Raw genomic sequence first — 25,388 nt, 5'->3', positions numbered from 1 at the left:
AGTGCATTACCGAAGCAAAAACCCAATTACATCAATTTTTCTGCCATGTGGCTCATCTACACTAACCCTACTACTTTTGGGGAGTTCTTTTTAAAGAGCACCTCGTAATGACAATAACAAGCGGATTTCCGCAATCACACACTGGAGGATAACTGTGCAAATTATCACCACAGATATCGCAGTCATCGGCGCAGGCGGCGCTGGTCTTCGTACTGCTATTGCAGCGGCTGAAGCAAACCCAGACTTAGAAGTCGCTCTGATTTCTAAAGTTTATCCAATGCGCTCCCACACGGTCGCTGCAGAGGGTGGCTCAGCAGCAGTTATCAAGGATGAAGATAGCTTAGACAACCACTTCAACGACACTGTTGGCGGTGGTGACTGGCTATGTGAACAGGACGTTGTTGAATACTTTGTAGAGAACGCGACTCGCGAAATGATCCAAATGGAGCAATGGGGTTGCCCATGGAGTCGTAAAGAGAACGGTGAAGTCAACGTACGCCGCTTTGGTGGTATGAAGGTTGAACGTACTTGGTTCGCTGCAGATAAAACTGGCTTCCACATGCTTCATACGCTATTCCAGACATCCATGAAGTACAGCAACATCAAACGCTTTGATGAGTACTTTGTGGTGGATCTGCTTGTTGATGAAGGCGAAGTTCAAGGTCTGATTGCTATTCACATGTCTGAAGGCGAGCTTGTTACTATCAAAGCAAAATCTGTTGTTCTAGCAACAGGTGGCGCGGGCCGTGTTTACCACTGTAACACCAACGGCGGTATCGTAACGGGCGATGGCATGGCAATGGCTTACCGTCACGGCGTTCCTCTACGTGATATGGAATTCGTTCAATACCACCCAACCGGTCTTCCTGGCACAGGTATCCTGATGACGGAAGGTTGTCGTGGTGAAGGCGGTATCATCGTTAACAAGAACGGCTACCGTTACTTACAAGATTACGGCATGGGCCCTGAAACTCCAGTTGGCCAACCGAAGAACAAATACATGGAACTGGGTCCTCGTGACAAAGTTTCTCAAGCTTTCTGGCACGAACAACAGAAAGGCAACACCATCAAACACCCACTGGGTGACGTGGTGCACCTAGACCTTCGCCACCTTGGTGAGGAGTACCTACAAGAGCGTCTACCATTCATCTGTGAGCTAGCAAAAGCTTACGTGAACGTAGACCCTGCAAAAGAGCCAATTCCAATTCGTCCAACGGTTCACTACACCATGGGTGGTATCGAGACAAACGGCGGCTGTGAAACTCGCATTAAAGGTCTATTCGCGGTTGGTGAATGTGCGTCTGTTGGTCTTCACGGTGCAAACCGTCTAGGTTCTAACTCATTGGCTGAGTTTGTGGTATTTGGTCGCGTAGCGGGTGAAAACGCAGTGAAACGCGCTGAAGAATTCAAAGGTTGGAACGAGTCTGCAATCGATGCTCAAGTGAAAGCAGTTGAAGAGCGCATCGCCAAACTGATGAACCAAGAAGGTGATGAGAACTGGGCAAACATCCGTACTGAAATGGGTCATACCATGGAAGCGGGTTGTGGTATCTACCGTCAAGAAGATTTGATGCAAGAAACCATTAACAAGATCACCGAACTAAAAGAACGCTACAAACGCATCAGCATTAAAGACAAAGGCAAAGTGTTTAACACTGATCTTCTGTACGCAATTGAAGTGGGTTACGGCCTAGAAGTCGCAGAAGCGATGGTTCACTCTGCGATTCTACGTAAAGAGTCTCGCGGCGCGCACCAACGTCTGGACGACGGTTGTACAAAACGTGATGACGTGAACTTCCTAAAACACTCACTTGCTTTCTACAAACCAGATTCAGCGCCAAGTATCGATTACAGCAATGTGACTATCACTAAGTCACAACCAAAAGCTCGTCTATACGGTGAAGCAGCAGAAAAAGCAGCGGCTGAAGAGAAGAACGCAGAGGAGCAAGCATAATGTCAGCAAATCGCATTCAAAAAGTAGACATTCTGCGTTATGACCCAGAAAAAGATGCAGAACCATACAAGCAAACATTCGAAGTGCCATTCGATGAAACCATGTCTGTGCTTGACGCACTGGGCTACATTAAAGATCACCTAGACAAAGATCTATCTTACCGTTGGTCTTGCCGTATGGCGATCTGTGGTTCTTGCGGCATCATGGTGAACAACGTACCGAAGCTTGCTTGTAAGAGCTTCCTACGTGATTACCCAGACGGTGTGACTATCGAGCCTCTAGCGAACTTCCCAATCGAGAAAGACTTGATTGTTGATATGACACCGTTCATCGAACGTCTTGAAGCAATCAAACCGTACATCATTGGTAACGACCGCAAACCAGAAGACGGTACGAACTTGCAAACGCCAGAGCAAATGGCGAAATACAAGCAGTTCGCTGGTTGTATCAACTGCGGTCTATGCTACGCGGCGTGCCCTCAGTTTGGTCTAAACCCTGAGTTCATCGGTCCTGCGGCACTAACGCTAGCGCACCGCTACAACCTAGACAGCCGTGACAACGGTAAAGATGAGCGCATGAAGCTTATCAACGGTGAAAACGGTGCTTGGGGTTGTACGTTTGTTGGTTACTGTTCTGAAGTTTGTCCGAAGAACGTTGACCCAGCAGCGGCAGTAAACCAAGGCAAAGTGGAGTCTTCTATGGACTTCGTGATTGCTATGTTGAAACCTGATGGTTCACCAAAGAAAGTGGAGGCATAAGGATGAGCAATCGTAAACCTTACGTTCGTGAAGTAAAACGCACTTGGTGGAAGAACCATCCTTTCTACCGCTTCTACATGCTACGTGAAGCGACTGTGCTGCCTTTGATCCTATTCACTCTGTTCCTAACTTTCGGTTTAGGTTGCTTGGTGAAAGGCCCTGAAGCATGGCAAGGTTGGTTGGATTTTATGGCAAACCCAATCGTAGTCGCAATCAACATCGTTGCACTACTAGGTAGCCTATTCCACGCTCAAACTTTCTTCAGCATGATGCCGCAAGTAATGCCAATTCGTTTGAAAGGCAAACTGGTGGACAAGAAAATCATCGTATTGACTCAGTGGGCCGCGGTTGCGTTCATCTCACTGATCGTTCTCATCGTGGTGTAAGGAGCTGAGCAATGAAACCGAATTATAGTGTAAACACATCACCAAAACGTTCTGATGAGCCAATCTGGTGGGGTCTGTTTGGCGCAGGTGGTACTTGGTTCGCGATGATCACGCCAATCACCGTTCTTGTGCTAGGTATCTTGGTACCACTAGGCGTGATTGACGCGGAAGCGATGAGCTACGAGCGTGTCTCTGCATTCGCAACCAGTATCATCGGTGCGCTATTCATCATTGGCACCCTAGCTCTACCAATGTGGCATGCGATGCACCGTGTACACCACGGCATGCACGACCTTAAATTCCACACTGGTGTGATAGGTAAAATTGCATGCTATGCATTTGCAGGCCTCATTACTGCACTAGCCGTTATCTTTATCTTCATGATTTAAGATACTGACCAAAAAGAAAAAGCTGGCTCTATGCCAGCTTTTTTATTGCTTTTGGTTACCTATGATCTTTTTGCTTGTTAAGCTTTTGACCACCCATGATCTTATTGCTGTATGACCTTCTTCGTTTGGTCCATAAGACCCAGGGCGCCAAAGCCAGTAATCACATCTAGGTTTGTTTTCAAGCCCGTTTCTTCGCTACCACCAATGTAGTTTTGTGGCATCTGAACTTGGAAGTTTTGCAAGTTGTTGTACAACGAGTTCGCTACGTCTCGATTCAACTCTGCCAAGTAAACTTCACGGTTTGCCCCTAACGCCGAGTACTTCGCTTTTAGGACTTCAGATTCTGCACGACCTTTCGCCAATATCGCTTTAGCTTCAAACTCAGCAGAAAGTGCGTTCGCCTTTTGAATGGCTAAGTTAGCCTCTGCGATAGCTAGCTCTTTCTCCTTCTCGACTTCAGCAAGTCGTTTGGTTTTTTCCACTTCAACGATTTCACGCTCTGCAATCTGACGTGCAACTTCCACTTCTTTTTGCTGAGCAATAATAGCGAGTTCTTTACCACGCTGAGCGTCTTGCACTTCACGTGTTCGCTGAATCTCTTTGCGTAACTGCTCGGTCTCTGCTTGTGCTTTTGACGTTTCTTGCTCCTGAATCGCGCGAATACGATCCGCCACTAAACGCTTTTTATCCGCCAATAGCTGATCCAATTGCTTTTCTGGCTGTGGATCACCAATGGTCACCTGCGTCACTTGAATGCCGTATTGTTGTAACGGGTTGTCTTGACGAATTGGTTGCCCGGTTTTATCTACAACTGGCACCGTTTTCCAAACCAGTTGATTGGTGCGCTGTAGTTGGTTCGCATTGGCCTGATTCGCCCCAACAGGCGCAAGATCCAACTCTTCCACTTCAACCTGACGTCGCTCTGTTAGATAAATCCCCTCTCGCAACTGATCGCCAAGTTTCGATTTGAACTGGTTCAAACCACCTTGGAAAAACTCTTCACCCGTGTATTGGGTAGCAGTAATCACCGTCACGTTACGTGCGTTCTTTACAAGCAGCGCATCAATCAAGTTACTGTTGTTACGGAACTCTTTGTGCATCTTCTTAACCGCTTCAGGGTCATTACTGAGCTTAAAGCGGAATGTTACGGGGATCTGTCCAATGTAGGTGTCGGCAAACCGAACCTGAATCGCATCAAGACGTTGATAAAAATCTTCGCCCTTGCTGTTACCGAATGACACAGTGATCACTTGGTCATACTTGGTGATTTTGGACAGAAATGGCATGCGAAAATGAATGCCAGGTTCAGTAAACACATCCAACTCACCAGTGATATTGTTCTGATGCACGTAGCTGTAACCTTCATCGGTCATCAGCACAGAGCTATTAATCGTTAAGCCTATTGCCAACAGCGGTACGCCAAACACCGCAGCTTTCAATCCTTTGTGTAGTAACTGACGTCTTTCTTCCACCTTTAAACCCCTTCCTAAGCCTCTGCTTTCCATTTTGTTCTCCTTTTTGGATTGTTACTGAGTTAAATCGATAAAAATCAGATTGCTATGCAACTCAACAACAAGAACTAATGTATCAAAATGTTACATTAAGGAATAATCGACAGATTCATGAAATAAATAAGATTTTTACGAATAATACAAAATCATCGAAAATTTGCGGAGGATATCGATTTTCTATGCAGGGACATTCAAGAGAGAATTACAGGCAATAAAAAAGGCCGCCGAAGCGACCTTTCAAACAATCAATCTAAAGTGCTTACTTGACACGGCCTACGTATTCAGCCGTACGAGTATCAACGCGAATCACTTCACCAATTGAGATGAACAGAGGAACACGAACAACAGCGCCAGTTGATAGCGTAGCTGGTTTACCGCCAGTACCTTGAGTATCACCTTTCAGGCCTGGATCTGTGTCTACCACTTCTAGCTCAACGAAGTTTGGTGGAGTAACAGTAATTGGGTTACCGTTCCAAAGTGTGATCATACAAGTGTTGTTTTCTACCAACCACTTAGCGTTGTCACCTACCGCTTTTGCGTCTGCTGCGATCTGTTCAAACGTTTCACTGTTCATAAAGTGGTAGAATTCGCCGTCTGAATATAGATAATCTAGGTCGATATCCATTACGTCTGCCACTTCACAAGTGTCACCAGACTTGAATGTTTTCTCTAGCACTTTACCAGAAAGAAGTTTACGAATTTTAACGCGGTTGAACGCTTGGCCTTTACCTGGTTTAACGTATTCGTTTTCCAGAATTACACAAGGCTCGTTATCAAGCATTAACTTAAGACCGCCTTTAAATTCATTGGTGCTAACTGTAGCCATTTTTTCCTCTTACATTCTTAGAGCTAAATTCAATGCCGCACATAATAACCCGAAAAGTCGAATCTGTTGAGCAAAACTGGCTCAAACAGTTGGCGAATGGGATCTCTGATCCTGCAAAATTGCTCGAAATACTGGAAATAGATCCTTCACCGTGGCAAGACGGGTTTGCCGCGCGCAAGCTGTTTGCACAGCGTGTACCGCAAAGTTTTGTCGATAGGATGGAGAAAGGCAACCCTAAAGACCCTCTTTTACGTCAGGTTTTACCATTAAGTGACGAATTTGAAGTACATCCGGGCTATTCCAACGATCCGTTAGAAGAGCAGGATAATGAAATCCCTGGTCTGCTACACAAGTATCGCAACCGCGCCCTAATGATTGTCAAAGGTGGCTGCGCGGTAAATTGCCGTTACTGTTTTCGTCGTCATTTCCCATATCAAGAAAATAAAAGCGGCAAGCAGGCATGGACAAAGTGCTTAGAGTACATGGCGCAGCAACCAGAGTTGAACGAAGTCATCTTCTCAGGTGGTGATCCATTAATGGCAAAAGACGATGAAATTCATTGGCTTTTAGAGCATATTGCTCAAATACCTCACATCAAACGTCTGCGTATTCATAGCCGTTTACCTGTGGTGATTCCAGCTCGCGTCACTGATGAACTATGCCAACTGCTGCAAGCATCAAGGTTACAAATCATCCTCGTGACTCACATCAACCATGCCAACGAAATCAATGACGAATTTGCTGAACAGATGTTCAAGCTCAAAAGAGCAGGCGTTACGCTTCTAAACCAAGGCGTTCTGCTGAAAGGCGTGAATGATTCGGTAGAAGCTCAAGTGGCGTTAAGTGAAGCCTTATTTGACGCGGGTATCTTGCCTTATTACCTCCACGTTCTTGATAAGGTGCAAGGCGCGGCGCACTACTTTATTTCGGACGAAGAAGCAAAAGCCATTATGCGCGGACTCATCACACGTGTATCGGGTTATCTGGTACCAAAACTGACACGAGAAATTGGTGGCAGGCCAAGTAAAACGCCATTAGATTTGCATTTAGAATAGGTCCTGACGCTCAATTAAATTTGTCGTCACGACCGTTCCTTTTTGTTCGCTTTGCACGGTAAGTCTATGCATACTCCGCTCTTTTGGAGGTCAAGATGCATACAGCACTCGAACAAATTTTCGATCTTGGCCCATTCAGCTGGCCTGCCCTACTATGCTGTGCCATTAATGGGCTAATGATCGGTATCGAACGCCAAACTCGTGGTAAACCTGTTGGCATTCGCACGGCAATTCTTATTATTTCAGGCACTTACCTGTTTATGTCGATGGCAGTATCGTTATCGCCAAATACGCTCGATCAAGCACGCGTACTTGGTCAGATTATTACTGGCGTCGGCTTCTTGGGCGCAGGCGTGATGATGACACTCGATGGAAAAATCCACGGCGTTACATCCGCAGCGGTTATTTGGGTACTGGCAGGATTAGGGTTGATGATCGGCTTGGGTTATTTAACGCAGTCGGTGGTCATTACCCTACTGGCTTTAACGGTGTTACTGGGCGTGGATAAAGCAGAAAACCACATCAAAGCATTGCGCCGAGGGGTTCACCAAAGAATTCAACAACGCAAAACCTCATCCCGCTTAATTAAATAGTTAACGCGCCGATAAACTCGCTTCACCCCATCAGTAATTAAAAAGCCCTCGACGAATATCGAGGGCTTTCGGTATCTAAAGATTCTGACTTGCTCAGGGATTATTTAGCGAAGTTGATGAGTGGGAAACACTTGAAGAAACCGTTATCCGCACAGTTCAAAAGACCAATTTGTACGCCATCAATTTGATCGGTCATGTTGAAGAAGCCAAACTGGAAGTTAGACTTTTTAGAGATACTCGCTAAGCCCACATCCGCCATGGTGTAGCCTTCAGAATAGTTCACCGCGCTCCAGTTCAAGCCTTTTACATTGTTCGTAATGTTGACAGCACCCAAGTTAACACCCGTCGTCTGACCTTGGTTCCAGTTAACTAAGCCTAAAGACGCACCTTTCATTTCTTGGTTTACCTTTGCTGCACCAAAAAACAAACCGAAGTTCACACCTGTCGTACGATCCGTTTCTGACATACCAAGCAGTGAAAAGTCGACACCTTTAACCTCATTCACCTGTCCATGCAACACAGCTAAACGAACACCACCAACTGACGAGTTAGAAGGTGCGTTTGTGTTGTCGATAGTAGAGAACATCACAGGTGTACTGTCAGCAAGAGCAACTGGTGATGCGATAGCGGCTGCAACCGCCAATGACGTCATAAGCTTTTTCATTTTCATCTCCATGATGGGAAGCAACAATTTACAACATAGTGTAATGTTCAGATTTTGCGCTATCCACGTTCAAAAAGTGTTAGCGGTAGGTCAGATTTAACCATCTGACTCAAAAGAAAAAATTTTATCGCTTCTATTTTCATGTTTTTCCACTGACATTTCTTGAACTCGCCTCTCACAATCGAAGCCACATCAGAATGTTATATTTCTCGGATAACGCGCATAAAAAAGTCGAGGCAAATGCCTCGACTTTTAAAAGTTTGGTCGGTTATCTTTCCGCTATAAGGATTCCCTTAGAGCAAAGAGATAAGCTGGCTTACATCATGCCGCCCATACCGCCCATGCCACCCATGCCGCCCATGTCAGGCATCGCTGGTGCGTCTTTTTGCGGTAGGTCAGTAACCATTGCTTCAGTCGTGATCATCAGACCCGCAACCGATGCTGCGAACTGTAGCGCAGAACGAGTTACTTTCGTTGGGTCTAGAATCCCCATCTCTAGCATGTCGCCGTATTCGCCTGTTGCCGCGTTGTAACCGTAAGAGCCTTCACCCGCTTTCACATTGTTCGCAACCACTGAGTCTTCCTCACCTGCGTTCTTCGTGATTTGACGGATTGGCGCTTCCATTGCACGTAGTGCAACGCGGATACCAACGTTTTGCTCTTCGTTGTCACCCGTTAGGTGAGCAATCTTAGATGCCGCGCGGATAAGTGCAACACCACCACCAGCAACAACACCTTCTTCAACCGCTGCACGAGTTGCGGCTAGCGCATCTTCTACACGGTCTTTCTTCTCTTTCATTTCAACTTCAGTTGCTGCACCAACTTTGATTACTGCAACACCGCCAGCCAGTTTCGCTACGCGCTCTTGTAGTTTCTCTTTGTCGTAGTCTGAAGTTGCGTCTTCGATTTGTTGACGAATTTGAGCTACGCGGCCAGAGATCATCTCTTCTTCACCGATACCATCGATGATAGTCGTGTTTTCTTTCGTGATAGAAACACGCTTCGCTTGACCTAGATCTTCTAGTGCTACTTTTTCAAGCTCTAGACCGATTTCTTCAGAAATCACAGTACCGCCAGTTAGGATCGCGATGTCTTGTAGCATTGCTTTACGACGGTCACCGAAGCCAGGTGCTTTCACTGCTGCAACTTTCACGATGCCACGCATGTTGTTGACAACCAATGTTGCTAGCGCTTCGCCTTCTACATCTTCTGCGATGATAAGCAGTGGACGAGACGCTTTCGCTACAGCTTCTAGCGTTGGAAGAAGTTCACGAATGTTTGAGATCTTCTTATCAACTAGCAAGATGAATGGGTTTTCTAGATCAACACTACCTGACTCTTGGTTGTTGATGAAGTAAGGAGATAGGTAACCGCGGTCGAACTGCATACCTTCAACTACGTCTAGCTCATCTTGTAGCGCCTGACCTTCTTCAACAGTGATAACGCCATCACGGCCCACACGCTCCATTGCTTCAGCAATGATGTTACCTACGCTTGCGTCTGAGTTTGCAGAGATAGTACCAACCTGTGCGATCGCTTTCGTGTCGTTACATTCAACAGAAAGCTCTTTTAGTTGCTCTACTGCTGCTGCTACTGCTTTGTCGATACCGCGCTTAAGGTCCATTGGGTTCATACCCGCTGCGACTGCTTTTAGACCTTCGTTTACGATAGATTGTGCTAGTACTGTTGCTGTTGTTGTACCGTCACCTGCCGCGTCGTTTGCTTTAGACGCAACTTCTTTAACCATTTGTGCGCCCATGTTCTGGAATTTATCTTCCAGTTCAATTTCACGCGCTACTGATACACCATCTTTCGTGATAGTCGGTGCACCAAAAGATTTGTCTAGAACGACATTACGTCCTTTAGGACCCAGTGTTACTTTTACTGCGTCAGCCAGAACGTTTACACCTTCTAGCATTTTAACTCGTGCGTCATTACCAAATTTAACGTCTTTAGCAGCCATCTTTGATTTCCTTTCTAAAATTCTTTGTGTGTAATTTCGTAATTGAATCTGAGCAAAAAATTACTCAATGATTGCTATTATTCAACGATCGCCATGATGTCGTTTTCAGACATGACAAGCACTTCTTTACCGTCGATTTTTTCAGTTTTTGTACCGTAACCTTCAGCGAAGATAACAGTATCACCAACTTTAACGTCCAGCGGCAGTACTGTGCCGTTTTCTAGGATGCGGCCTTTACCCACAGCTAGAACAACACCGCGAGTTGATTTTTCTGCAGCAGAACCAGTCAGAACGATGCCACCAGCAGACTTAGATTCAACTTCTTTACGTTCAACGATAACTCGGTCATGTAATGGACGAATGTTCATCGGTCGTCTCTCCTGAAAATTTCCATGTTTATTTGATAATTGTCCTTAGGGACTGTAGCCCCAGACACGTGATCCCTATATAAGGGGTCGAAGCAGCGATCCCAAGGGGGTGGCACAAAATTTTTGTGACTTAGTTAAAATAACGAACAACTAAGCAACGGTTTGCGTTCGAAATGCTCACTCGCCCAGCATCTCGCTTTCTTGTATCCTTGCAGTTTGCTCACCACATAGTTGTCATACATGCAGGAAAATAACAAGCTGGAACCCCAAGCGACCGATAAGCATGGTTTGTTGACCGCACCCATTCCTGAAACGCTGCGGAAAATGACCGTCCCCATGACCATGGGCATGATCGCGATTTTGATGTTTAACTTGGTGGACACGTTTTTTATATCGTTGCTTGGTACTCAAGCGCTAGCGGCGATCAGCTATACCTTCCCTGTAACCTTTGCGGTTAACTGCATCACGATGGGGATAGGGATGGGTCTTTCGACCAATATTGGTCGCTTACTTGGACAAGGTCACGCCCCACAAGCCGCTCGGTTTACCACTCACGGTTTGTTGTTAGCGGTGTTACTCGTGGCTATCGCCTCTTCGATTGGCTTTGCCACCATTGCACCATTGTTCCGCTTTCTTGGCGCAGCCGACGACCTAATTCCACTCATCGAAGAGTACATGCAGGTGTGGTATCTCACCATTCCATTGTTGGTGATCCCAATGGCGGGCAATAGCGCGATACGAGCATCTGGGGATACAAAAACACCCGCCAAAATCATGATGTTGGCGGGCTTGATTAACGGCATGCTCGATCCACTACTGATCTTCGGACTTGGCCCATTCCCCGAGCTTGGCATCCAAGGTGCGGCAATAGCCAGTGCTTTTAGCTGGTTAGGTGCACTATGTGGCTCACTCTATGTGCTAGTTAAACGCGAAAAGTTGCTCGCTCAACCCCAATGGTCCTTGCTGAAACAAGATTGGCAGCAAACGTTAAAAATCGGCACTCCTGCCGCACTGTCGAACGCGATGAATCCATTGTCGGGCGCAATTTTGATGATGCTTTTATCCAGCCACGGTACGGCAGCAGTTGCGGCTTACGGTGCGGCGCAGCGTATTGAGTCTATTTTGATCCTAGTCTTGATGTCTCTGACCTCAGCACTCACGCCATTCATGGCACAAAACTTAGGGGCGAAAAACCCTCAACGCGCCTTTTCCGGCTTATTTATCAGCATGCGTTTTGCGGTGGTGTTCCAAGGGTTTATCTTCTTGATGATGGTGCCATTGAGTATTCCTCTAGCGGCATTGTTCTCGCAGGAAGAAGCAGTTAAAAATCTGCTGTGGCATTACCTGCTTGTGGTGCCGTTCAGTTATGGTTTTCAAGGCATTGTGATGATGTTAATCAGTGGGTTGAATGCGATGCACAAACCATTACGAGCATTCCAATGGAGCTTTATGCGTTTGTTTGTGTTTACCCTGCCATCGGCATGGATCGGAAGCCAAATTTACAGTATTGAAGGCTTGTTTATAGGTATCGCAGTGGGGAATACGTTAGGTGGCCTACTTGGCTATATGTTTGCACTGCGCGAACGTAAATTGACGCTCATTGAACAGAGCAGCGCTTCGTAAGATTTTGTCCGATGCGTCAGCTTCCTTTTGCTGATACTCAAATACAAAAAAACCGCGAAAGCCGCGGTTTTTCTTTATCTATTTCAAACTTGCTTAGAACAGTTCTTCAGCAACTTTGTATAGATCGTTGCGTACTGGACGCTTCATGTTTTCGATCGCGTCGATGATGTCGTGGTGAACAAGTTGCTCTTTCACGATACCTACACAGCGACCGCCATGACCTTCAAGCAGTAGGTGAACAGCGTAGTTACCCATGCGAGATGCTAGAACGCGGTCAAATGCCGTTGGACGACCACCACGTTGGATGTGACCAAGTACTGTTGCACGAGTTTCACGACCTGTCGCCGCTTCGATGTCACGAGCCAGTTCATTGGCATCCATCATTAGCTCAGTCAACGCGATGATTGCGTGTTTCTTACCTTTTGCGATGCCGTCTTGGATGTTGCTGATCAGCTTGTCTTTGTCTAGGCCAGTTTCTGGAGTGATGATGTACTCACAACCACCCGCGATTGCAGACATCAGAGTTAGGTCACCACAGTGACGACCCATGATTTCTACAATTGAAATACGTTGGTGAGATGAAGAAGTATCACGTAGACGGTCGATCGCATCGATAACTGTGTTTAGTGCACTTAGGTAGCCCACTGTGTAGTCAGTACCAGCGATATCGTTGTCGATTGTGCCTGGCAGACCGATACATGGGTAACCCATTTCAGTCAGTTTCTTCGCACCCATGTACGAACCGTCACCACCGATCACGACTAGCGCATCAATACCATGTTTTTTCAGGTTCTCAATCGCTTTTTCACGCACTTCCACTTCTTTGAATTCAGGGAAACGTGCAGAACCTAGGAACGTACCACCTTTGTTGATCACATCTGAAACGCTAGAACGATCTAGCTTCTCGATGCGGCCTTCGTATAGGCCTAGGTAGCCGTCGTACACACCGAATACTTCCAATCCCTCGGATAGTGCTGTACGTACTACGCCGCGTATCGCCGCGTTCATACCAGGTGCGTCACCGCCACTTGTTAAAACACCGATCTTCTTAATCATGCTCACCCTCGATCTTTGGCAATCAATTATTTAATTTTCTTTTAGGCCCCTTGTTACCAAGCAACCTGCATAATCCAGAACTGTGCGTTATGTTACATTTCCTCTACAGGATTACCAATGAAAACGCACTTTTTTATGTAACTTTTCTACTTATGTAAGAGTATTACAGTTTCTCTATGAAACTTTGTTGATTCACATCAGGATCACGAATCTTAATAAGTATTGATGGAAAGATAGTCAATAAGTGCCTGTTTGTCGTCAGGCACTTATGGATTTTTCGAGCCCTACCAATCTTGCGCTTTTTGCTCTTTCTCTGGCCCAAAAACGACAGACAATGGATCTTGATGGATCAAAACATCCGCATCAGGAAACAAAGCTAAAAGGTTTTCCTCAACTTTATCGGCAATATAGTGCGCTTCGATTAAACGTAAGTTATCGTCTAACTCCAAGTGCAACTGAATAAAGCGTGTCGGCCCTGACATACGGGTACGCAGTTGATGAACCCCAAGAACCCCTTTCACATTCAAACATTCATTGCGGATTTGCTCCAATTCGGAATCCGGCAGCTTTCGGTCTAATAACGTCTGAATCGCTTCGCTGACCATTTTGAAGGCGCTGTAAAGAATGAAGACACCAATGCCAATCGCAAACACCGCATCCGCTTGCGTCACGCCAAAGTAGCTGAGTCCCAGAGCCACCATGATCGCAGCGTTCATATACAAATCAGTCTGATAATGCAGAGAATCCGCCGCGATTGCTTGGCTCCCTGTCACGCGTACCACATGTTTTTGGAACATCACCAAGCCAAGTGTGACCACTATCGCAAACAGCGATACATAAACACCGAGCTCCGGCGCATGCAGTGCGTGTGGGCGGAAAAATCGGTCAATCCCGTTCAGGATCAAAAACACCGCCGACCCCGAAATAAACATAGCCTGAGCTAAGGCCGCTAAAGACTCAGCTTTACCATGCCCAAACGTATGTTCGCGGTCTGCTGGTTGTAAGGCATAACGGACAACAACGAGATTTACCACCGACGCGGCGATATCCAACATTGAGTCGATAAGTGATGCCAATAGGCTAACTGAGCCGGTTACCCACCACGTGATGACTTTTACAATCAAGAGAAGAGTCGCCACAATAGTTGCAGTCCAAGCTGCGGTCGTCACTAAACGTGCATATTGCTGTTTCATAATCAAAGAGTTAACTCAAACCATACGTTGAGTATATTGAATGCCCATGAAATAACCAGATCAAAAAGAGGCAACCAATGGCTGCCTCTTTGTATAACATCAATTCATGACTTAATTATTGCGGTATTTTTCCATGCGCTTATGCATTCTGTCGCCACACTCTTGCATGCGTTCATTTTGCAACTTCACAAACTCTGCTTTTTGTTCTGGCGTTAATACGCTCAGCATTTGGTGCTTTCTTTCTAGCATTTGCACACGGTGCTCAGTTTGGCGCTCAACCATTTCTTTTGCTAATGCGGTCGCTTGCGCTTCATCAAAACTATCCGCTAGTAAGAGTGACTGCACTTTTGCGTGGTGTGCTTGTCGCTCAGCCATACGGGCTTCGCGATTTTCAGAATATTTGCCGTTCATCTGTGCGCGGTTTGCTTCACGGAAAGACTTAAGCTGATCTTTTTGAGCATCCGTCAAATTCAAATCACGCATAATGCCGCGGTCCATTCCCATGCCACATTCATCACGCGGGCCTTGATGATGGTTTTTACCACCGTAAGCGAGCGCGCTTGCTGCGCCAAGAGTAAGAGGTAGAACAACAGCAGCTAACACAAGTTTTTTTGCAGATTTCATAATTTGATTCCTTACACAGGTGAGTGATTCTTCTGAGCTGTTCTCACAGCGCTTGAGTATAGAATACGACCCACTAGGTAAAGCGACGTATAGGGAGCGTAAAGAATCGTAAAGAGTGATTTTTACCCTCTTCGCAGCACATCATTCCAATGTAATATTAAGCTATCGGTAACTTACTATAGGTGCCCCCATGGCAAACATTCTTTTAATTGATGACGATATCGAGCTAACCAGCTTATTAAAAGAAGTACTCAGTTTCGAAGGATTTGACGTCAGCGAAGCAAATGATGGCGAAGCAGGCTTAGCTGCGGTAAATGATAAGATTGATTTGATTTTGTTGGATGTCATGATGCCGAAGCTAAATGGCATGGAAACCCTTAAACGCTTGCGTGAAAACTGGGAAACCCCTGTCTTGATGCTGACCGCTAAAGGGGAAGAAATTGACCGCGTGATCGGTTTAGAGCTAGGCGCGGATGATTATTTACCGAAACCTTTTAGTGACCGTGAACTGTTAGCTCGTATCCGTGCGATCTTACGCCGTACCAGCAGCACACAGAAAAACACCAAAAACAGCGATTGCATTGAGTATCAAGAGCTCCGTCTTTACCCAGGTAAACAAGAAGCATACTGCGATCAACAGTTGCTCGATCTCACAGCAACCGAGTTTGCTCTGTTGACCCACTTTGTGCAAAACCCAGGACAAGTGCTAACTAAAGAAACATTGAGCTTAGATGTGCTTGGTAAACGACTCGCCGCTTTTGATCGCGCGATCGATATGCATGTTTCGAACTTACGTAAAAAATTACCAGATCAGAGCAATGGCAAGCCGCGAATCAAAACCCTGCGTGGTCGTGGCTATATGCTGCTTGAGGAGGATTAATGCGCCTATCACGCATCAAACTGCCAAACATCAATAGCTTGTATGGGCGCATCTTTGCCATTTTTTGGTTCACTATGTTATTGGTGTTGATAGCTGTGCTATCACTGCCACATTTGGACCCTCGCAAAGCTCGCGACATTCCAGAAGAGCACTATAAACGTATGGTAGAAACGCGTGACGCAATCCAACAAAAATACAGTCAGCAAACTGATTTAGGTCGAATACTATTTCGTATCGAGGGTAACCGTCACGGTAAGCATGACCCTCGTCCGCGCGTATTTTTTTCTGACTACAGCGGTAATGTTCTTACGACAGAAAAACGCAGTAACTTCCAATTGCGTGCCATGCAAAACTTTGTCACCAGTATCGAAGATTACAACCAGCCAAAGCAGAAACTGTATGGTCGATACATGATTGCAGGTCCAATCCCAATAACTTTGGCTGGCTCCGATATTTTGATGTATGTGGGCTTCAAGTGGAATGAGCCACCACCACTACTCTTGCGTCTGTTTGATCACCCATTCCAGCTATTGCTCGCGGTCATGCTGGTTAGTACACCCTTGCTGTTATGGCTTGCTTGGGCATTGAGTCAGCCAGCGCGTCGTCTTGAAGCCGCCGCTCAACGTGTCGCGAAAGGCGAATTTGTCACAGACCCAAATTTAGAAAAAGGCACGGCAGAGTTTCGTCAGGCTGGCAGCAGCTTCAACCAGATGGTCGAGGCGGTCAATCAGATGATTTCAGGACAACAACGCCTGCTATCCGACATCTCTCACGAGTTGCGCTCACCTTTAACTCGCCTACGCATGGCGAGCGCATTAGCGACGCGTAAGCAGGGTGAAAGCCCAGAACTGACTCGTATCGATACCGAAGCGCAACGCTTGGAACAGATGATCAGCGAATTGCTTGAACTGTCTCGCATGCAGGCGAACAGCCATATGACTCGCGAAACGCAGCCACTGGAAAGTTTGTGGGAAGAGATCATTAAAGATGCGCAGTTTGAAGCTGAGCAAATGGGCAAGCACCTACACTATTCTGAACTGCCAAAACGAAGTATCTCCGGCAATCCTAAACTGCTGATGAGTGCGGTGGAAAACATCGTTCGTAACGCCATTTATTACGGGAAAGATGAGGTAAAAATCGACATCAAGGCCGATGATGATACGCTGCATATCACGGTTGATGACAATGGCGAGGGCGTTCCAGAAGAAGAATTAGCTGCGATTTTTCGCCCGTTTTATCGCGTTTCGACTGCCCGCGATCGCCACTCCGGCGGCACGGGTCTCGGCCTAACCATTACCGAAAGTGCCATCCGCCAGCACAGTGGAACGATCGTCGCCAGTCGAAGTCCGTTAGGCGGATTGCGCATGAGTATCACCTTACCTATCAATCGTTAACTTCAAGCCGATGAGCTAACAGTAAGCCACACCCTATTTCTAGAGTGAGAGATTCACGGCTTCATCTTCACTTTAGAAATTGGGTGGGAACGCCTTCGAATACCCTTACAAAGATCAAAGTTGATAATAATTATCGTTAGCATTAAAGTGAATTTTCCAATTAAGGAGGATTTACTATGTCACATACATTTCCCGCTCTGCCTTACCCGTACGATTCACTAGAGCCTTACATCGACGCGAAAACGATGGAAGTGCATTACAGCAAACATCACAAGACTTATTTCGATAAGTTCGTAAGTGCCGTTGAAGGGAGCGAGCTCGAAACTCAGTCATTAGACGAGATCTTTGACAATATCTCTAAGCTCAGCCCTGCAGTGCGTAATAATGGCGGCGGCTACTACAACCACATCATTTATTGGAATTGCATGTCACCAAACGGTGGCGGTGAGCCTCAAGGCGCACTTGCTCAGGCAATTAACGATAAATTTGGTAGCTTTGCGCAATTTAAAGAAGCGTTTGCCCAAGCCGCGATTAATACTTTTGGTTCTGGCTTTGCATGGTTGATCGTAAAAGATGGTGAGATTCACATTACGTCCACCAGCAATCAAGACAACCCTCTGATGGACGTAGTGGATGTACGCGGCGAGCCAATTCTCGCTCTTGACGTGTGGGAGCACGCGTATTACATCAGCTACCAAAACCGTCGCCCAGAATACATTGATGCATGGTGGAACGTCGTTAATTGGCGAGCGGTTGAAGAAAATTACGCTCACGCTCTATTATAAAGAGCATCGATACTTACGGTATTAGCGGCCGCGCTAATGACTGCTTTCATACCCAGGTCAATCTTGCTGAATCTCGCATATCTTGCTGACTTGGGTATATACTGCCCCTCTATTTGACCAACTCTATTTCAATACCATGTTTGATATCGCTTTATACGAACCAGAAATCGCGCCGAACACCGGCAACATCATTCGACTTTGTGCCAACTGCGGTGCAAACCTTCACTTAATTGAACCTCTGGGTTTCGATCTTGAAGAGAAGAAAGTCCGCCGCGCTGGTTTGGATTACCATGATTTAGCTCGCGTAACGCGTCATAAGAACTATCAAGCATTCTTAGAATATTTAGAGAAAGAGAAACAAGGTAACTACCGATTGTTTGCCTGCACCACCAAAACCACAGGTCACCACGTTGATGCACAATACCAAGCAGGTGACGTATTGATGTTTGGTCCAGAAACTCGTGGCTTGCCTGCTGAAATCATCGATAGCTTGCCAATGGAGCAGCGTATCCGCATTCCAATGATGCCAGATGCGCGCAGCCTAAACCTTTCGAACGCCGTTGCGATCATTGCTTTTGAAGCATGGCGTCAAATGGGGTTTGAAGGCGCGTTGTAAGCACCACGATTTTCAGACACAAAAAAGGGCGCTCGTGCGCCCTTTTGTTTTCTTTACTCTCTGACTCAATCAGTTGAGCTTGTTGCGATCATCATCGTCTTTACGCTCGTATTCCCCTTCAAAGGTATTGCCATCGTCTGACTGGGAATCAAATGGGTCACGGCGGAACGGGTCTTGCTCAAATGGCCCTTGGTTAGAGAAACCACCTTGGAAGCCACCACCATGCATGGTTTTCACCACCATTTTACTCATCAAGTATTTGGCAATCGCGGCGCGTGGCGCAGGAAGCAACACCAGCATACCAAGAGCATCGGTCATAAAGCCCGGTGTTAACAGCAGCACGCCAGCCACCGCTAGCATTACGCCTTCAAAAATTTGCTGGGCTGGAATTTCACCTTGTTCCAGACGCCCCTGCACAGACATCAGAGTTTGGATGCCTTGGCTGCGCACCAACGATGCACCGACAAATGCCGTGATTAATACTAATGCGATAGTCGGCCACAAACCTAAAAAGCCGCCCACCTGAATAAATAAGCCGATTTCAATGATCGGGACAAAAATAAACGCCAATAATAAGATAGGAAACACACGCCCTCCTTTGTTTAATTCAGTGTAATGGTAAAAGCAGACTAAGCTCAAACGAATCGTTGTAAAAAAGCGTGTTCATACTGGTCTCTTCCTACGCAGAAAAAGTGGTAGTGGAGTGTTTCATTCAATTGCATACCGATTTTTTCGTGCTTTTAAAGTGCTAATTTCGAACTCTAAAAACCCATGTTTGTCGAGGAAAATCGAGTACCCATAAAGGGTTATTAATAACCCGTTCATACTTTGCAAATTATTGACTCATGAAAAACGAAAAAGGTGATCTAGTTACTATTTTTATGCGCTAGGTGCAGTATCATGTGCCACATAAGTCAGGACGGATTTTCCAGCCAAAAATTCTGATGAATGGATTCTAGATTGCAGAAATGGCTAATAAATAACTTTATTATCAGAATTATCATCTAAGGATCCTGCTATGGCTACCCTATCTGATGCTCCAAAAACAGCAAACCCAGCCACTCGTATTGAAGAAGATCTATTAGGTCAACGTCATGTCCCTGCAGATGCGTACTACGGTATTCATACGCTACGTGCGATCGAGAACTTCAACATCTCTAATATGACCATCTCTGACGTACCAGAATTTGTACGCGGTATGGTAATGACCAAAAAAGCAGCGGCGTTGGCAAACAAAGAACTTGGTGCGATTCCAAAAGACGTTGCAAACTACATCATCGAAGCGTGTGATTTGATCCTAGAAACTGGCAAGTGCATGGATCAGTTCCCATCAGACGTATTCCAAGGTGGTGCGGGCACTTCCGTGAACATGAACACAAACGAAGTGATCGCAAACGTTGCGCTTGAGCTAATGGGTAAAGAGAAAGGTCAATACGAATTTGTTAACCCAAATGACCACGTAAACAAGAGCCAATCAACCAACTGTGCGTACCCAACAGGTTTCCGTATCGCGGTTTACAACAGCGTACACAAACTAATGGAAGCAATTGAGTACCTAAAAGGCGCATTCGAACTTAAAGCAATTGAGTTTAAAGATGTACTGAAAATGGGTCGTACTCAGCTACAAGACGCGGTACCGATGACTGTAGGTCAAGAGTTCCACGCTTGGGCAGTAACACTAAACGAAGAGATTCGTGCTCTAGATTACACCTCTAAACTACTCCTAGAAATCAACCTAGGCGCAACCGCAATCGGTACAGGTCTAAATACACCGACTGGCTACCAAGCTCTTGCAGTAAAACACCTAGCGGAAGTAACAGGTCTTGACGTTGTTGCGGCAGAAGACCTTATCGAAGCGACTTCTGACTGTGGCGCATACGTAATGACGCACAGTGCACTAAAACGTCTAGCGGTGAAACTATCGAAGATCTGTAACGACCTTCGTCTACTTTCTTCTGGCCCACGCGCTGGTCTAAATGAATTGAACCTACCTGAAATGCAAGCAGGTTCTTCAATCATGCCAGCAAAAGTAAACCCAGTTATCCCAGAAGTAGTAAACCAAGTTTGCTTTAAAGTTCTAGGTAACGACAACACGGTTTCTTTCGCAGCAGAAGGCGGTCAGCTACAGCTAAACGTAATGGAACCAGTTATCGCACAAAGCATGTTTGAGTCTATCTCTCTACTACACAATGCGTGTGTGAACCTACGTGATAAATGTATCGACGGCATCACGGTCAACAAAGAGACTTGTGAAAACTACGTTTACAACTCTATCGGTATCGTCACTTATCTAAACCCATACATCGGCCACCACGAAGGTGACATCGTAGGTAAGATTTGTGCGGAAACCGGTAAGAGTGTTCGCGAAGTTGTGCTAGAGCGCGGCCTGCTAACCGCAGAAGAGCTTGATGAAATCTTGTCAGTCGAAAACTTCATGCATCCAACTTACAAAGCGAAACGCTACGAGTAATAACTAATTAGAAGGGGGCCACTCAGGCCCCTTTTTTAGGCTCTCATACGGTTAACCACATTTTTTATATGCTTTTATTGCCATTAGGCCACTGGGTTCTAATTCTCTGAGCATTTACTCCTGTTCCTGAGTGTTCAAAAAATCAGAATCAAATAAAAACTAAAGAGGTATCAATATGGTCATGGTCGAACTCTTCGTGGTTCTGCTCTTCATCTATTTGGGGGCAAGAATCGGTGGTATCGGCATTGGTTTTGCCGGTGGTGCTGGGGTCATTGCGTTGTCTTTGATCTTAGGCGTGCCAACAAGCCAAGCTTACATTCCCGTTGACGTAATTTTGATCATCATGTCGGTCATCACGGCTATCGCAGCAATGCAAGTGGCAGGTGGTTTAGACTGGATGGTGCAAGTTGCTGAAAACTTTTTGCGCAAGCATCCTGAGCGCATCACCTTTTATGCGCCTATCGTAACTTACCTAATGACATTAATGGCGGGTACTGGCCACACGGCATTCTCTACTTTGCCAGTAATTGCAGAAGTCGCGAAAGGTCAAGGTGTGCGCCCTTCTCGTCCTCTGTCTATTGCGGTTGTCGCATCGCAAATCGCGATCACTGCCTCGCCAATCTCAGCGGCTGTTGTAGCGTTTGCGGCAATGCTGCACCCATTTGGCGTTGACTACCTAACACTACTAGCAATCTGTATCCCAACCACGTTCATCGCGTGCATGATCGGTGCGTTCGTGGCGAACTTCATGGGCTGTGAGCTAAAAGACGATGCTGAATACCAAGAGCGTCTAGAAAAAGGCTTAATCAAGCTAAATACAGAAGCAAAACGCGAAATCCTACCAACAGCGAAGAAAGCGACGTTCATCTTCCTAGGCGCAATCGCATTCGTAGTGTGTTACGCAGCAGCAATTTCTGGCTCTGTTGGCCTTATCGAGAACCCTGCTCTAGGTCGTAACGAAGCTATCATGACGGTAATGCTAGCAGCCGCGGCAGCTATCGTAATGAGCTGTAAAATCGACGCTGGCAAAATTCCAGCCGCAGCAACATTCCGCTCTGGTATGACAGCGTGTGTGTGTGTTCTTGGTGTGGCATGGTTAGGTTCTACGTTCGTTAACGCGCACGTTGACGGCATCAAAGAAGTCGCTGGAGCACTACTAGCAGACTACCCATGGATGCTAGCGCTTGTTCTATTCTTCGCGTCTATGCTGCTTTACTCGCAAGGTGCAACCACGGTTGCGCTGATGCCAGCAGCACTTGCTATCGGTGTGGCACCACTAACCGCCGTTGCATCTTTCGCAGCAGTAAGTGCGCTATTCGTACTGCCAACTTACCCAACGCTTCTAGCAGCGGTTGAGATGGACGACACGGGTTCAACTCGTATCGGTAAGTACGTATTCAACCACCCATTCTTTGTACCTGGTGTGGTAACCATTGCTTCTGCGGTAGCACTTGGCTTCGCATTCGGTGGTCTACTGATCTAGTAGAAACAGAGTCTTACTCGGGGAGCTTCGGCTCCCTTTTTTATTGCCTGTTGTCTTGATTTATGCTCAATAAATCTTCATTTTCATGAAACTTATTGACTCGCCTCCGGGTCTGATTGAGTTACACTAACGGCAATTATCTAAGATGAATTGACTCTTTTATGCGCGCATTACTTTCCGTTTTACTCTTAGGGCTCATTACCTTTTCCACTCCGTCTTTAGCTTTATTTGGCAAAGACCAGTTTACCAATAGCCAGAACAACAGTTTTGGTAGCAGCAGCGACAGCTTTGTTCCGGTCGATCAGGCATTTCCGTTTAATTTCTACCAGCAAGACGACAAATTGATGCTCGATTGGCAGGTACGCGATGGTTATTACCTGTATCAAGAGCGTTTATCTGTGTCTGGTGAGAACATCTCACTGGGCGAACTGCAAATGGAAAACGGCACGCCACATAAAGATGAATTCTTTGGTGATGTGCATATCTATACCACACCACTATTTGTCAATATCCCACTGAGTAATTGGCAAGAGGGCGCGCGCGTCCTTGTGCAATATCAAGGCTGTGCGAAAGCGGGCTTCTGTTACCCACCAGAAACACGTGAGATTCCAATCAGCGCGTTTTCTTCATCCAGTTCCGACACCGTAGCACCGACTGCCAAGGCACCAGCGACAGAACAAGCACAGCCAACAACAAAATCAACCACCACTTCAGTACCAGTCAGTGAGCAAGATAGCTTAGCCGCGAATCTAGCCGACAAGTGGTGGACGCCGTTGTTGTTTTTGGCACTTGGTGTGGGTCTAGCATTTACCCCTTGTGTACTGCCGATGTATCCCATTCTCACCAGCATCGTGCTTGGTAGCGGCAAACTGAGCCAACGTCGTGCGCTTGGTTTGTCATTTGTTTACGTACAAGGCATGGCGCTGACTTACACGCTGCTCGGCCTTGTAGTGGCGTCTGCGGGCATGCAGTTCCAAGCGGCGATGCAACACCCTTATGTGCTGATTGGTTTGAGTGTACTGTTCATCGCATTAGCTATGTCGATGTTTGGTCTGTACTCATTGCAGTTACCAAGCAGCGTGCAAACGTGGCTGAATAACTTAAGTAACAAGCAGCAAGGTGGTAGCAGTGCTGGCGTGTTTGCAATGGGGGCAATATCTGGCTTGGTTTGTTCTCCGTGTACTACCGCCCCACTCTCTGGTGCGCTGCTTTACGTCGCACAAAGTGGCGACTTACTCACTGGTGGGGTCGCCCTTTACGCGCTGGCGATGGGCATGGGTATTCCGTTGATCCTTGTAGCGGTATTTGGCAACAAGTTGCTACCAAAAGCCGGCGGTTGGATGGACCGCGTGAAAACGCTGTTCGGCTTTATTCTGCTTGCTGCGCCTATCTTCTTGTTGGAACGCATCATGCCAGAAATGTGGTCAACAATTCTGTGGTCAACACTGGGCATCGCTGCCTTTGGTTGGCTGTATCATGTGAAAAACAGCTTGGAGTTTGGTGGCTGGAAACAAAGCGCCGTTGGCATCATCGCCGTATTGGGTTTGCTCGCGTCAGCACAGCCAGTATTAAATTACTGGTTTGGTAATAACGCAACGCAAGCTCAACAAACTTCCGTAAGCTTTACACGCATTGCCAATGTTGCAGAGTTGGAAGAACAACTAGCGCTAGCCAAAGCAGCTGGCAAACCTGTGATGCTCGACTTCTACGCCGATTGGTGTGTGGCGTGTAAAGAGTTTGAGAAGTACACCTTCCATGATCCAAGCGTCGAAGCCAAGCTAAAAGACTTTGTTCTTCTGCAAGCTGATGTAACCAAGAACCAAGTGCAAGATATTGAGTTACTCAAACACATGAACGTGCTTGGCTTGCCAACCATCGAGTTCTGGGATGCGAATGGCGAACACATTTCAAACGCGCGTTTAACCGGCTTTATGCAAGCCGAGCCTTTCTTAGAGCACATCCAACAATTCTGATCATCAGATATTCAAACGCCAGTGATGACCACTGGCGTTTTTTATTACCCAGATTTGAATGAGAAAATTGCGCTTATATGCAATTTTCCTAATAAAAGTCGATTTGGTTCAGACTTTTAGCGAATAAATATTGTCCACTATCTCAAAGCTGGACAATAATAAATTTAACGAAATAGTCAAAAGTGTTTAACGTCATGGATTCGACCTACACCATCATCATTGCAGATGATCACCCACTCTTCCGTAATGCCTTGTTTCAATCTATCCACATGGCAATCAGTGGGGCAAATTTGCTTGAAGCGGACTCACTCGACGCACTACTGGCTTTGTTAGAGCGAGAAGAAGAGCCAGATTTGGTGCTATTGGATCTCAAAATGCCAGGAGCAAATGGTATGTCTGGCTTGATTCACTTGCGAGCAGAGCACCCAGACTTACCAATCGTCGTCGTCTCGGCTAGTGAAGAGCCAGCTATCGTGACACAAGTGAAAAGCCATGGTGCGTTTGGTTTTATTCCTAAATCGAGCGACATGCGCGAATTGGTGAATGCTCTCAATCAAGTGCTCAATGGCGACCCGTATTTTCCTGAAGGGCTGATCACCAATAACGCGGCATGTAATGACTTAGCGGAGAAGATTGCCGCGCTAACGCCACAGCAATATAAGGTGTTGGGGATGTTGTCAGATGGCTTACTGAACAAACAAATCGCCTACGAATTGAATGTTTCAGAAGCCACCATCAAAGCACACATGACGGCGATTTTCCGCAAGCTCGGCGTAAAAAACCGCACACAAGCCGTCATCATGCTAACGGAGATGAACGACTAG

General features: G+C 46.4%; 24 protein-coding genes. 15 read left to right on the top strand and 9 right to left on the bottom strand.

Annotation, left to right across the window (positions count from 1 at the left end; genetic code table 11):
* Positions 1 to 154: 154 nt before the first annotated feature.
* From frdA to frdD, 4 genes are read left to right on the top strand one after another with little or no spacing between them, the layout of a single operon-like run.
* Positions 155 to 1,954: a fumarate reductase (quinol) flavoprotein subunit gene (gene frdA / locus ACZ5ZC_RS18390; protein WP_243328449.1), complete on the top strand. Its 1,800-nt coding sequence runs from the start codon at positions 155 to 157 to the stop codon at positions 1,952 to 1,954.
* Complete coding sequence (locus ACZ5ZC_RS18385) at positions 1,954 to 2,712, top strand: succinate dehydrogenase/fumarate reductase iron-sulfur subunit (protein ID WP_005381489.1); 759 nt, start codon at positions 1,954 to 1,956, stop codon at positions 2,710 to 2,712. Before frdA ends, ACZ5ZC_RS18385 begins: the two co-directional genes overlap by 1 nt.
* A gap of 2 nt (positions 2,713 to 2,714) precedes the next feature.
* Complete coding sequence (gene frdC / locus ACZ5ZC_RS18380) at positions 2,715 to 3,098, top strand: fumarate reductase subunit FrdC (protein ID WP_005395419.1); 384 nt, start codon at positions 2,715 to 2,717, stop codon at positions 3,096 to 3,098.
* 11 nt (positions 3,099 to 3,109) lie between these two features.
* The gene (frdD, locus tag ACZ5ZC_RS18375; protein WP_005381493.1) at positions 3,110 to 3,487 is read left to right on the top strand and encodes a fumarate reductase subunit FrdD; all 378 of its coding nucleotides are present in this window, start codon (positions 3,110 to 3,112) and stop codon (positions 3,485 to 3,487) included.
* Positions 3,488 to 3,588: 101 nt separating this feature from the next.
* On the opposite strand, the gene ACZ5ZC_RS18370 is transcribed toward frdD, so the two are convergent.
* Complete coding sequence (locus ACZ5ZC_RS18370; protein WP_464932183.1) at positions 3,589 to 4,992, bottom strand: SPFH domain-containing protein; 1,404 nt, start codon at positions 4,990 to 4,992, stop codon at positions 3,589 to 3,591.
* A 265-nt stretch (positions 4,993 to 5,257) separates the two neighbouring features.
* Positions 5,258 to 5,824 carry an elongation factor P gene (gene efp, locus ACZ5ZC_RS18365; protein WP_005395425.1) on the bottom strand — a complete coding sequence of 189 codons (567 nt, stop codon included), beginning with the start codon at positions 5,822 to 5,824 and terminating at the stop codon, positions 5,258 to 5,260.
* Between the two features lie 32 nt (positions 5,825 to 5,856).
* Between efp and epmB the strand changes: the two genes are divergently transcribed.
* Complete coding sequence (epmB, locus tag ACZ5ZC_RS18360) at positions 5,857 to 6,879, top strand: EF-P beta-lysylation protein EpmB (protein WP_054868162.1); 1,023 nt, start codon at positions 5,857 to 5,859, stop codon at positions 6,877 to 6,879.
* Positions 6,880 to 6,974: 95 nt separating this feature from the next.
* Positions 6,975 to 7,472, top strand: coding sequence for an MgtC/SapB family protein (locus ACZ5ZC_RS18355; protein ID WP_005395427.1), 498 nt, complete (start codon positions 6,975 to 6,977; stop codon positions 7,470 to 7,472).
* A gap of 100 nt (positions 7,473 to 7,572) precedes the next feature.
* Here ACZ5ZC_RS18355 and ACZ5ZC_RS18350 read toward each other — a convergent pair whose 3' ends face one another.
* From ACZ5ZC_RS18350 to ACZ5ZC_RS18340, 3 genes are all read right to left on the bottom strand, one after another.
* The gene (locus tag ACZ5ZC_RS18350; protein WP_005395435.1) at positions 7,573 to 8,136 is read right to left on the bottom strand and encodes a VC2662 family protein; all 564 of its coding nucleotides are present in this window, start codon (positions 8,134 to 8,136) and stop codon (positions 7,573 to 7,575) included.
* Positions 8,137 to 8,452: 316 nt separating this feature from the next.
* Complete coding sequence (gene groL, locus ACZ5ZC_RS18345) at positions 8,453 to 10,099, bottom strand: chaperonin GroEL (protein WP_005381509.1); 1,647 nt, start codon at positions 10,097 to 10,099, stop codon at positions 8,453 to 8,455.
* 77 nt (positions 10,100 to 10,176) lie between these two features.
* Positions 10,177 to 10,467 (bottom strand): co-chaperone GroES, encoded by a 291-nt coding sequence (locus tag ACZ5ZC_RS18340; RefSeq protein WP_005381516.1) that lies wholly within the window; start codon positions 10,465 to 10,467, stop codon positions 10,177 to 10,179.
* A 240-nt stretch (positions 10,468 to 10,707) separates the two neighbouring features.
* On the opposite strand from ACZ5ZC_RS18340, the gene ACZ5ZC_RS18335 reads away from it, so the two are divergent.
* Positions 10,708 to 12,090 (top strand): MATE family efflux transporter, encoded by a 1,383-nt coding sequence (locus ACZ5ZC_RS18335; RefSeq protein WP_193448289.1) that lies wholly within the window; start codon positions 10,708 to 10,710, stop codon positions 12,088 to 12,090.
* A 93-nt stretch (positions 12,091 to 12,183) separates the two neighbouring features.
* On the opposite strand, the gene pfkA is transcribed toward ACZ5ZC_RS18335, so the two are convergent.
* The 3 genes from pfkA to ACZ5ZC_RS18320 all read right to left on the bottom strand — a co-directional run bounded on the left by pfkA (position 12,184) and on the right by ACZ5ZC_RS18320 (position 14,963).
* On the bottom strand, positions 12,184 to 13,146 hold the full coding sequence (pfkA, locus tag ACZ5ZC_RS18330) for a 6-phosphofructokinase (protein WP_048626679.1): 963 nt from the start codon (positions 13,144 to 13,146) through the stop codon (positions 12,184 to 12,186).
* Positions 13,147 to 13,430: 284 nt separating this feature from the next.
* Positions 13,431 to 14,339: a CDF family cation-efflux transporter FieF gene (fieF, locus tag ACZ5ZC_RS18325; protein WP_005397530.1), complete on the bottom strand. Its 909-nt coding sequence runs from the start codon at positions 14,337 to 14,339 to the stop codon at positions 13,431 to 13,433.
* Positions 14,340 to 14,450: 111 nt separating this feature from the next.
* Positions 14,451 to 14,963, bottom strand: coding sequence for a CpxP family protein (locus ACZ5ZC_RS18320; protein ID WP_054868163.1), 513 nt, complete (start codon positions 14,961 to 14,963; stop codon positions 14,451 to 14,453).
* A 190-nt stretch (positions 14,964 to 15,153) separates the two neighbouring features.
* On the opposite strand from ACZ5ZC_RS18320, the gene ACZ5ZC_RS18315 reads away from it, so the two are divergent.
* The 4 genes from ACZ5ZC_RS18315 (at position 15,154) to trmL (ending at position 18,638) form a co-directional block, all read left to right on the top strand.
* Positions 15,154 to 15,843 (top strand): response regulator, encoded by a 690-nt coding sequence (locus ACZ5ZC_RS18315; RefSeq protein ID WP_005397534.1) that lies wholly within the window; start codon positions 15,154 to 15,156, stop codon positions 15,841 to 15,843.
* Positions 15,843 to 17,237 carry an envelope stress sensor histidine kinase CpxA gene (cpxA, locus tag ACZ5ZC_RS18310; protein ID WP_048626677.1) on the top strand — a complete coding sequence of 465 codons (1,395 nt, stop codon included), beginning with the start codon at positions 15,843 to 15,845 and terminating at the stop codon, positions 17,235 to 17,237. Before ACZ5ZC_RS18315 ends, cpxA begins: the two co-directional genes overlap by 1 nt.
* Before the next feature lie 176 nt (positions 17,238 to 17,413).
* Entirely contained in the window at positions 17,414 to 18,022 is a 609-nt protein-coding gene (locus tag ACZ5ZC_RS18305; RefSeq protein WP_005397537.1) for a superoxide dismutase, read from the top strand.
* Between the two features lie 136 nt (positions 18,023 to 18,158).
* Positions 18,159 to 18,638: a tRNA (uridine(34)/cytosine(34)/5-carboxymethylaminomethyluridine(34)-2'-O)-methyltransferase TrmL gene (trmL, locus tag ACZ5ZC_RS18300; protein WP_005382381.1), complete on the top strand. Its 480-nt coding sequence runs from the start codon at positions 18,159 to 18,161 to the stop codon at positions 18,636 to 18,638.
* 69 nt (positions 18,639 to 18,707) lie between these two features.
* On the opposite strand, the gene ACZ5ZC_RS18295 is transcribed toward trmL, so the two are convergent.
* The gene (locus ACZ5ZC_RS18295) at positions 18,708 to 19,226 is read right to left on the bottom strand and encodes an FxsA family protein (protein ID WP_005397539.1); all 519 of its coding nucleotides are present in this window, start codon (positions 19,224 to 19,226) and stop codon (positions 18,708 to 18,710) included.
* A 430-nt stretch (positions 19,227 to 19,656) separates the two neighbouring features.
* Here ACZ5ZC_RS18295 and aspA point away from each other — a divergent pair, with 430 nt between their 5' ends.
* The 4 genes from aspA to ACZ5ZC_RS18275 all read left to right on the top strand — a co-directional run bounded on the left by aspA (position 19,657) and on the right by ACZ5ZC_RS18275 (position 25,388).
* A complete protein-coding gene (gene aspA / locus ACZ5ZC_RS18290; protein WP_005397540.1) occupies positions 19,657 to 21,108 on the top strand; it encodes an aspartate ammonia-lyase in 1,452 nt (483 codons plus the stop codon).
* Between the two features lie 175 nt (positions 21,109 to 21,283).
* The gene (locus ACZ5ZC_RS18285) at positions 21,284 to 22,591 is read left to right on the top strand and encodes an anaerobic C4-dicarboxylate transporter (RefSeq protein WP_005382378.1); all 1,308 of its coding nucleotides are present in this window, start codon (positions 21,284 to 21,286) and stop codon (positions 22,589 to 22,591) included.
* A gap of 161 nt (positions 22,592 to 22,752) precedes the next feature.
* Positions 22,753 to 24,564, top strand: coding sequence for a protein-disulfide reductase DsbD (locus tag ACZ5ZC_RS18280; protein WP_104974719.1), 1,812 nt, complete (start codon positions 22,753 to 22,755; stop codon positions 24,562 to 24,564).
* A gap of 194 nt (positions 24,565 to 24,758) precedes the next feature.
* Positions 24,759 to 25,388 carry a response regulator gene (locus ACZ5ZC_RS18275; protein WP_005397542.1) on the top strand — a complete coding sequence of 210 codons (630 nt, stop codon included), beginning with the start codon at positions 24,759 to 24,761 and terminating at the stop codon, positions 25,386 to 25,388.

This window comes from Vibrio sp. JCM 18905 (assembly GCF_055393305.1).
The sequence above is the reverse complement of the archived record's forward strand: the minus strand, read 5'-3'. Positions and strand labels throughout refer to the sequence as shown.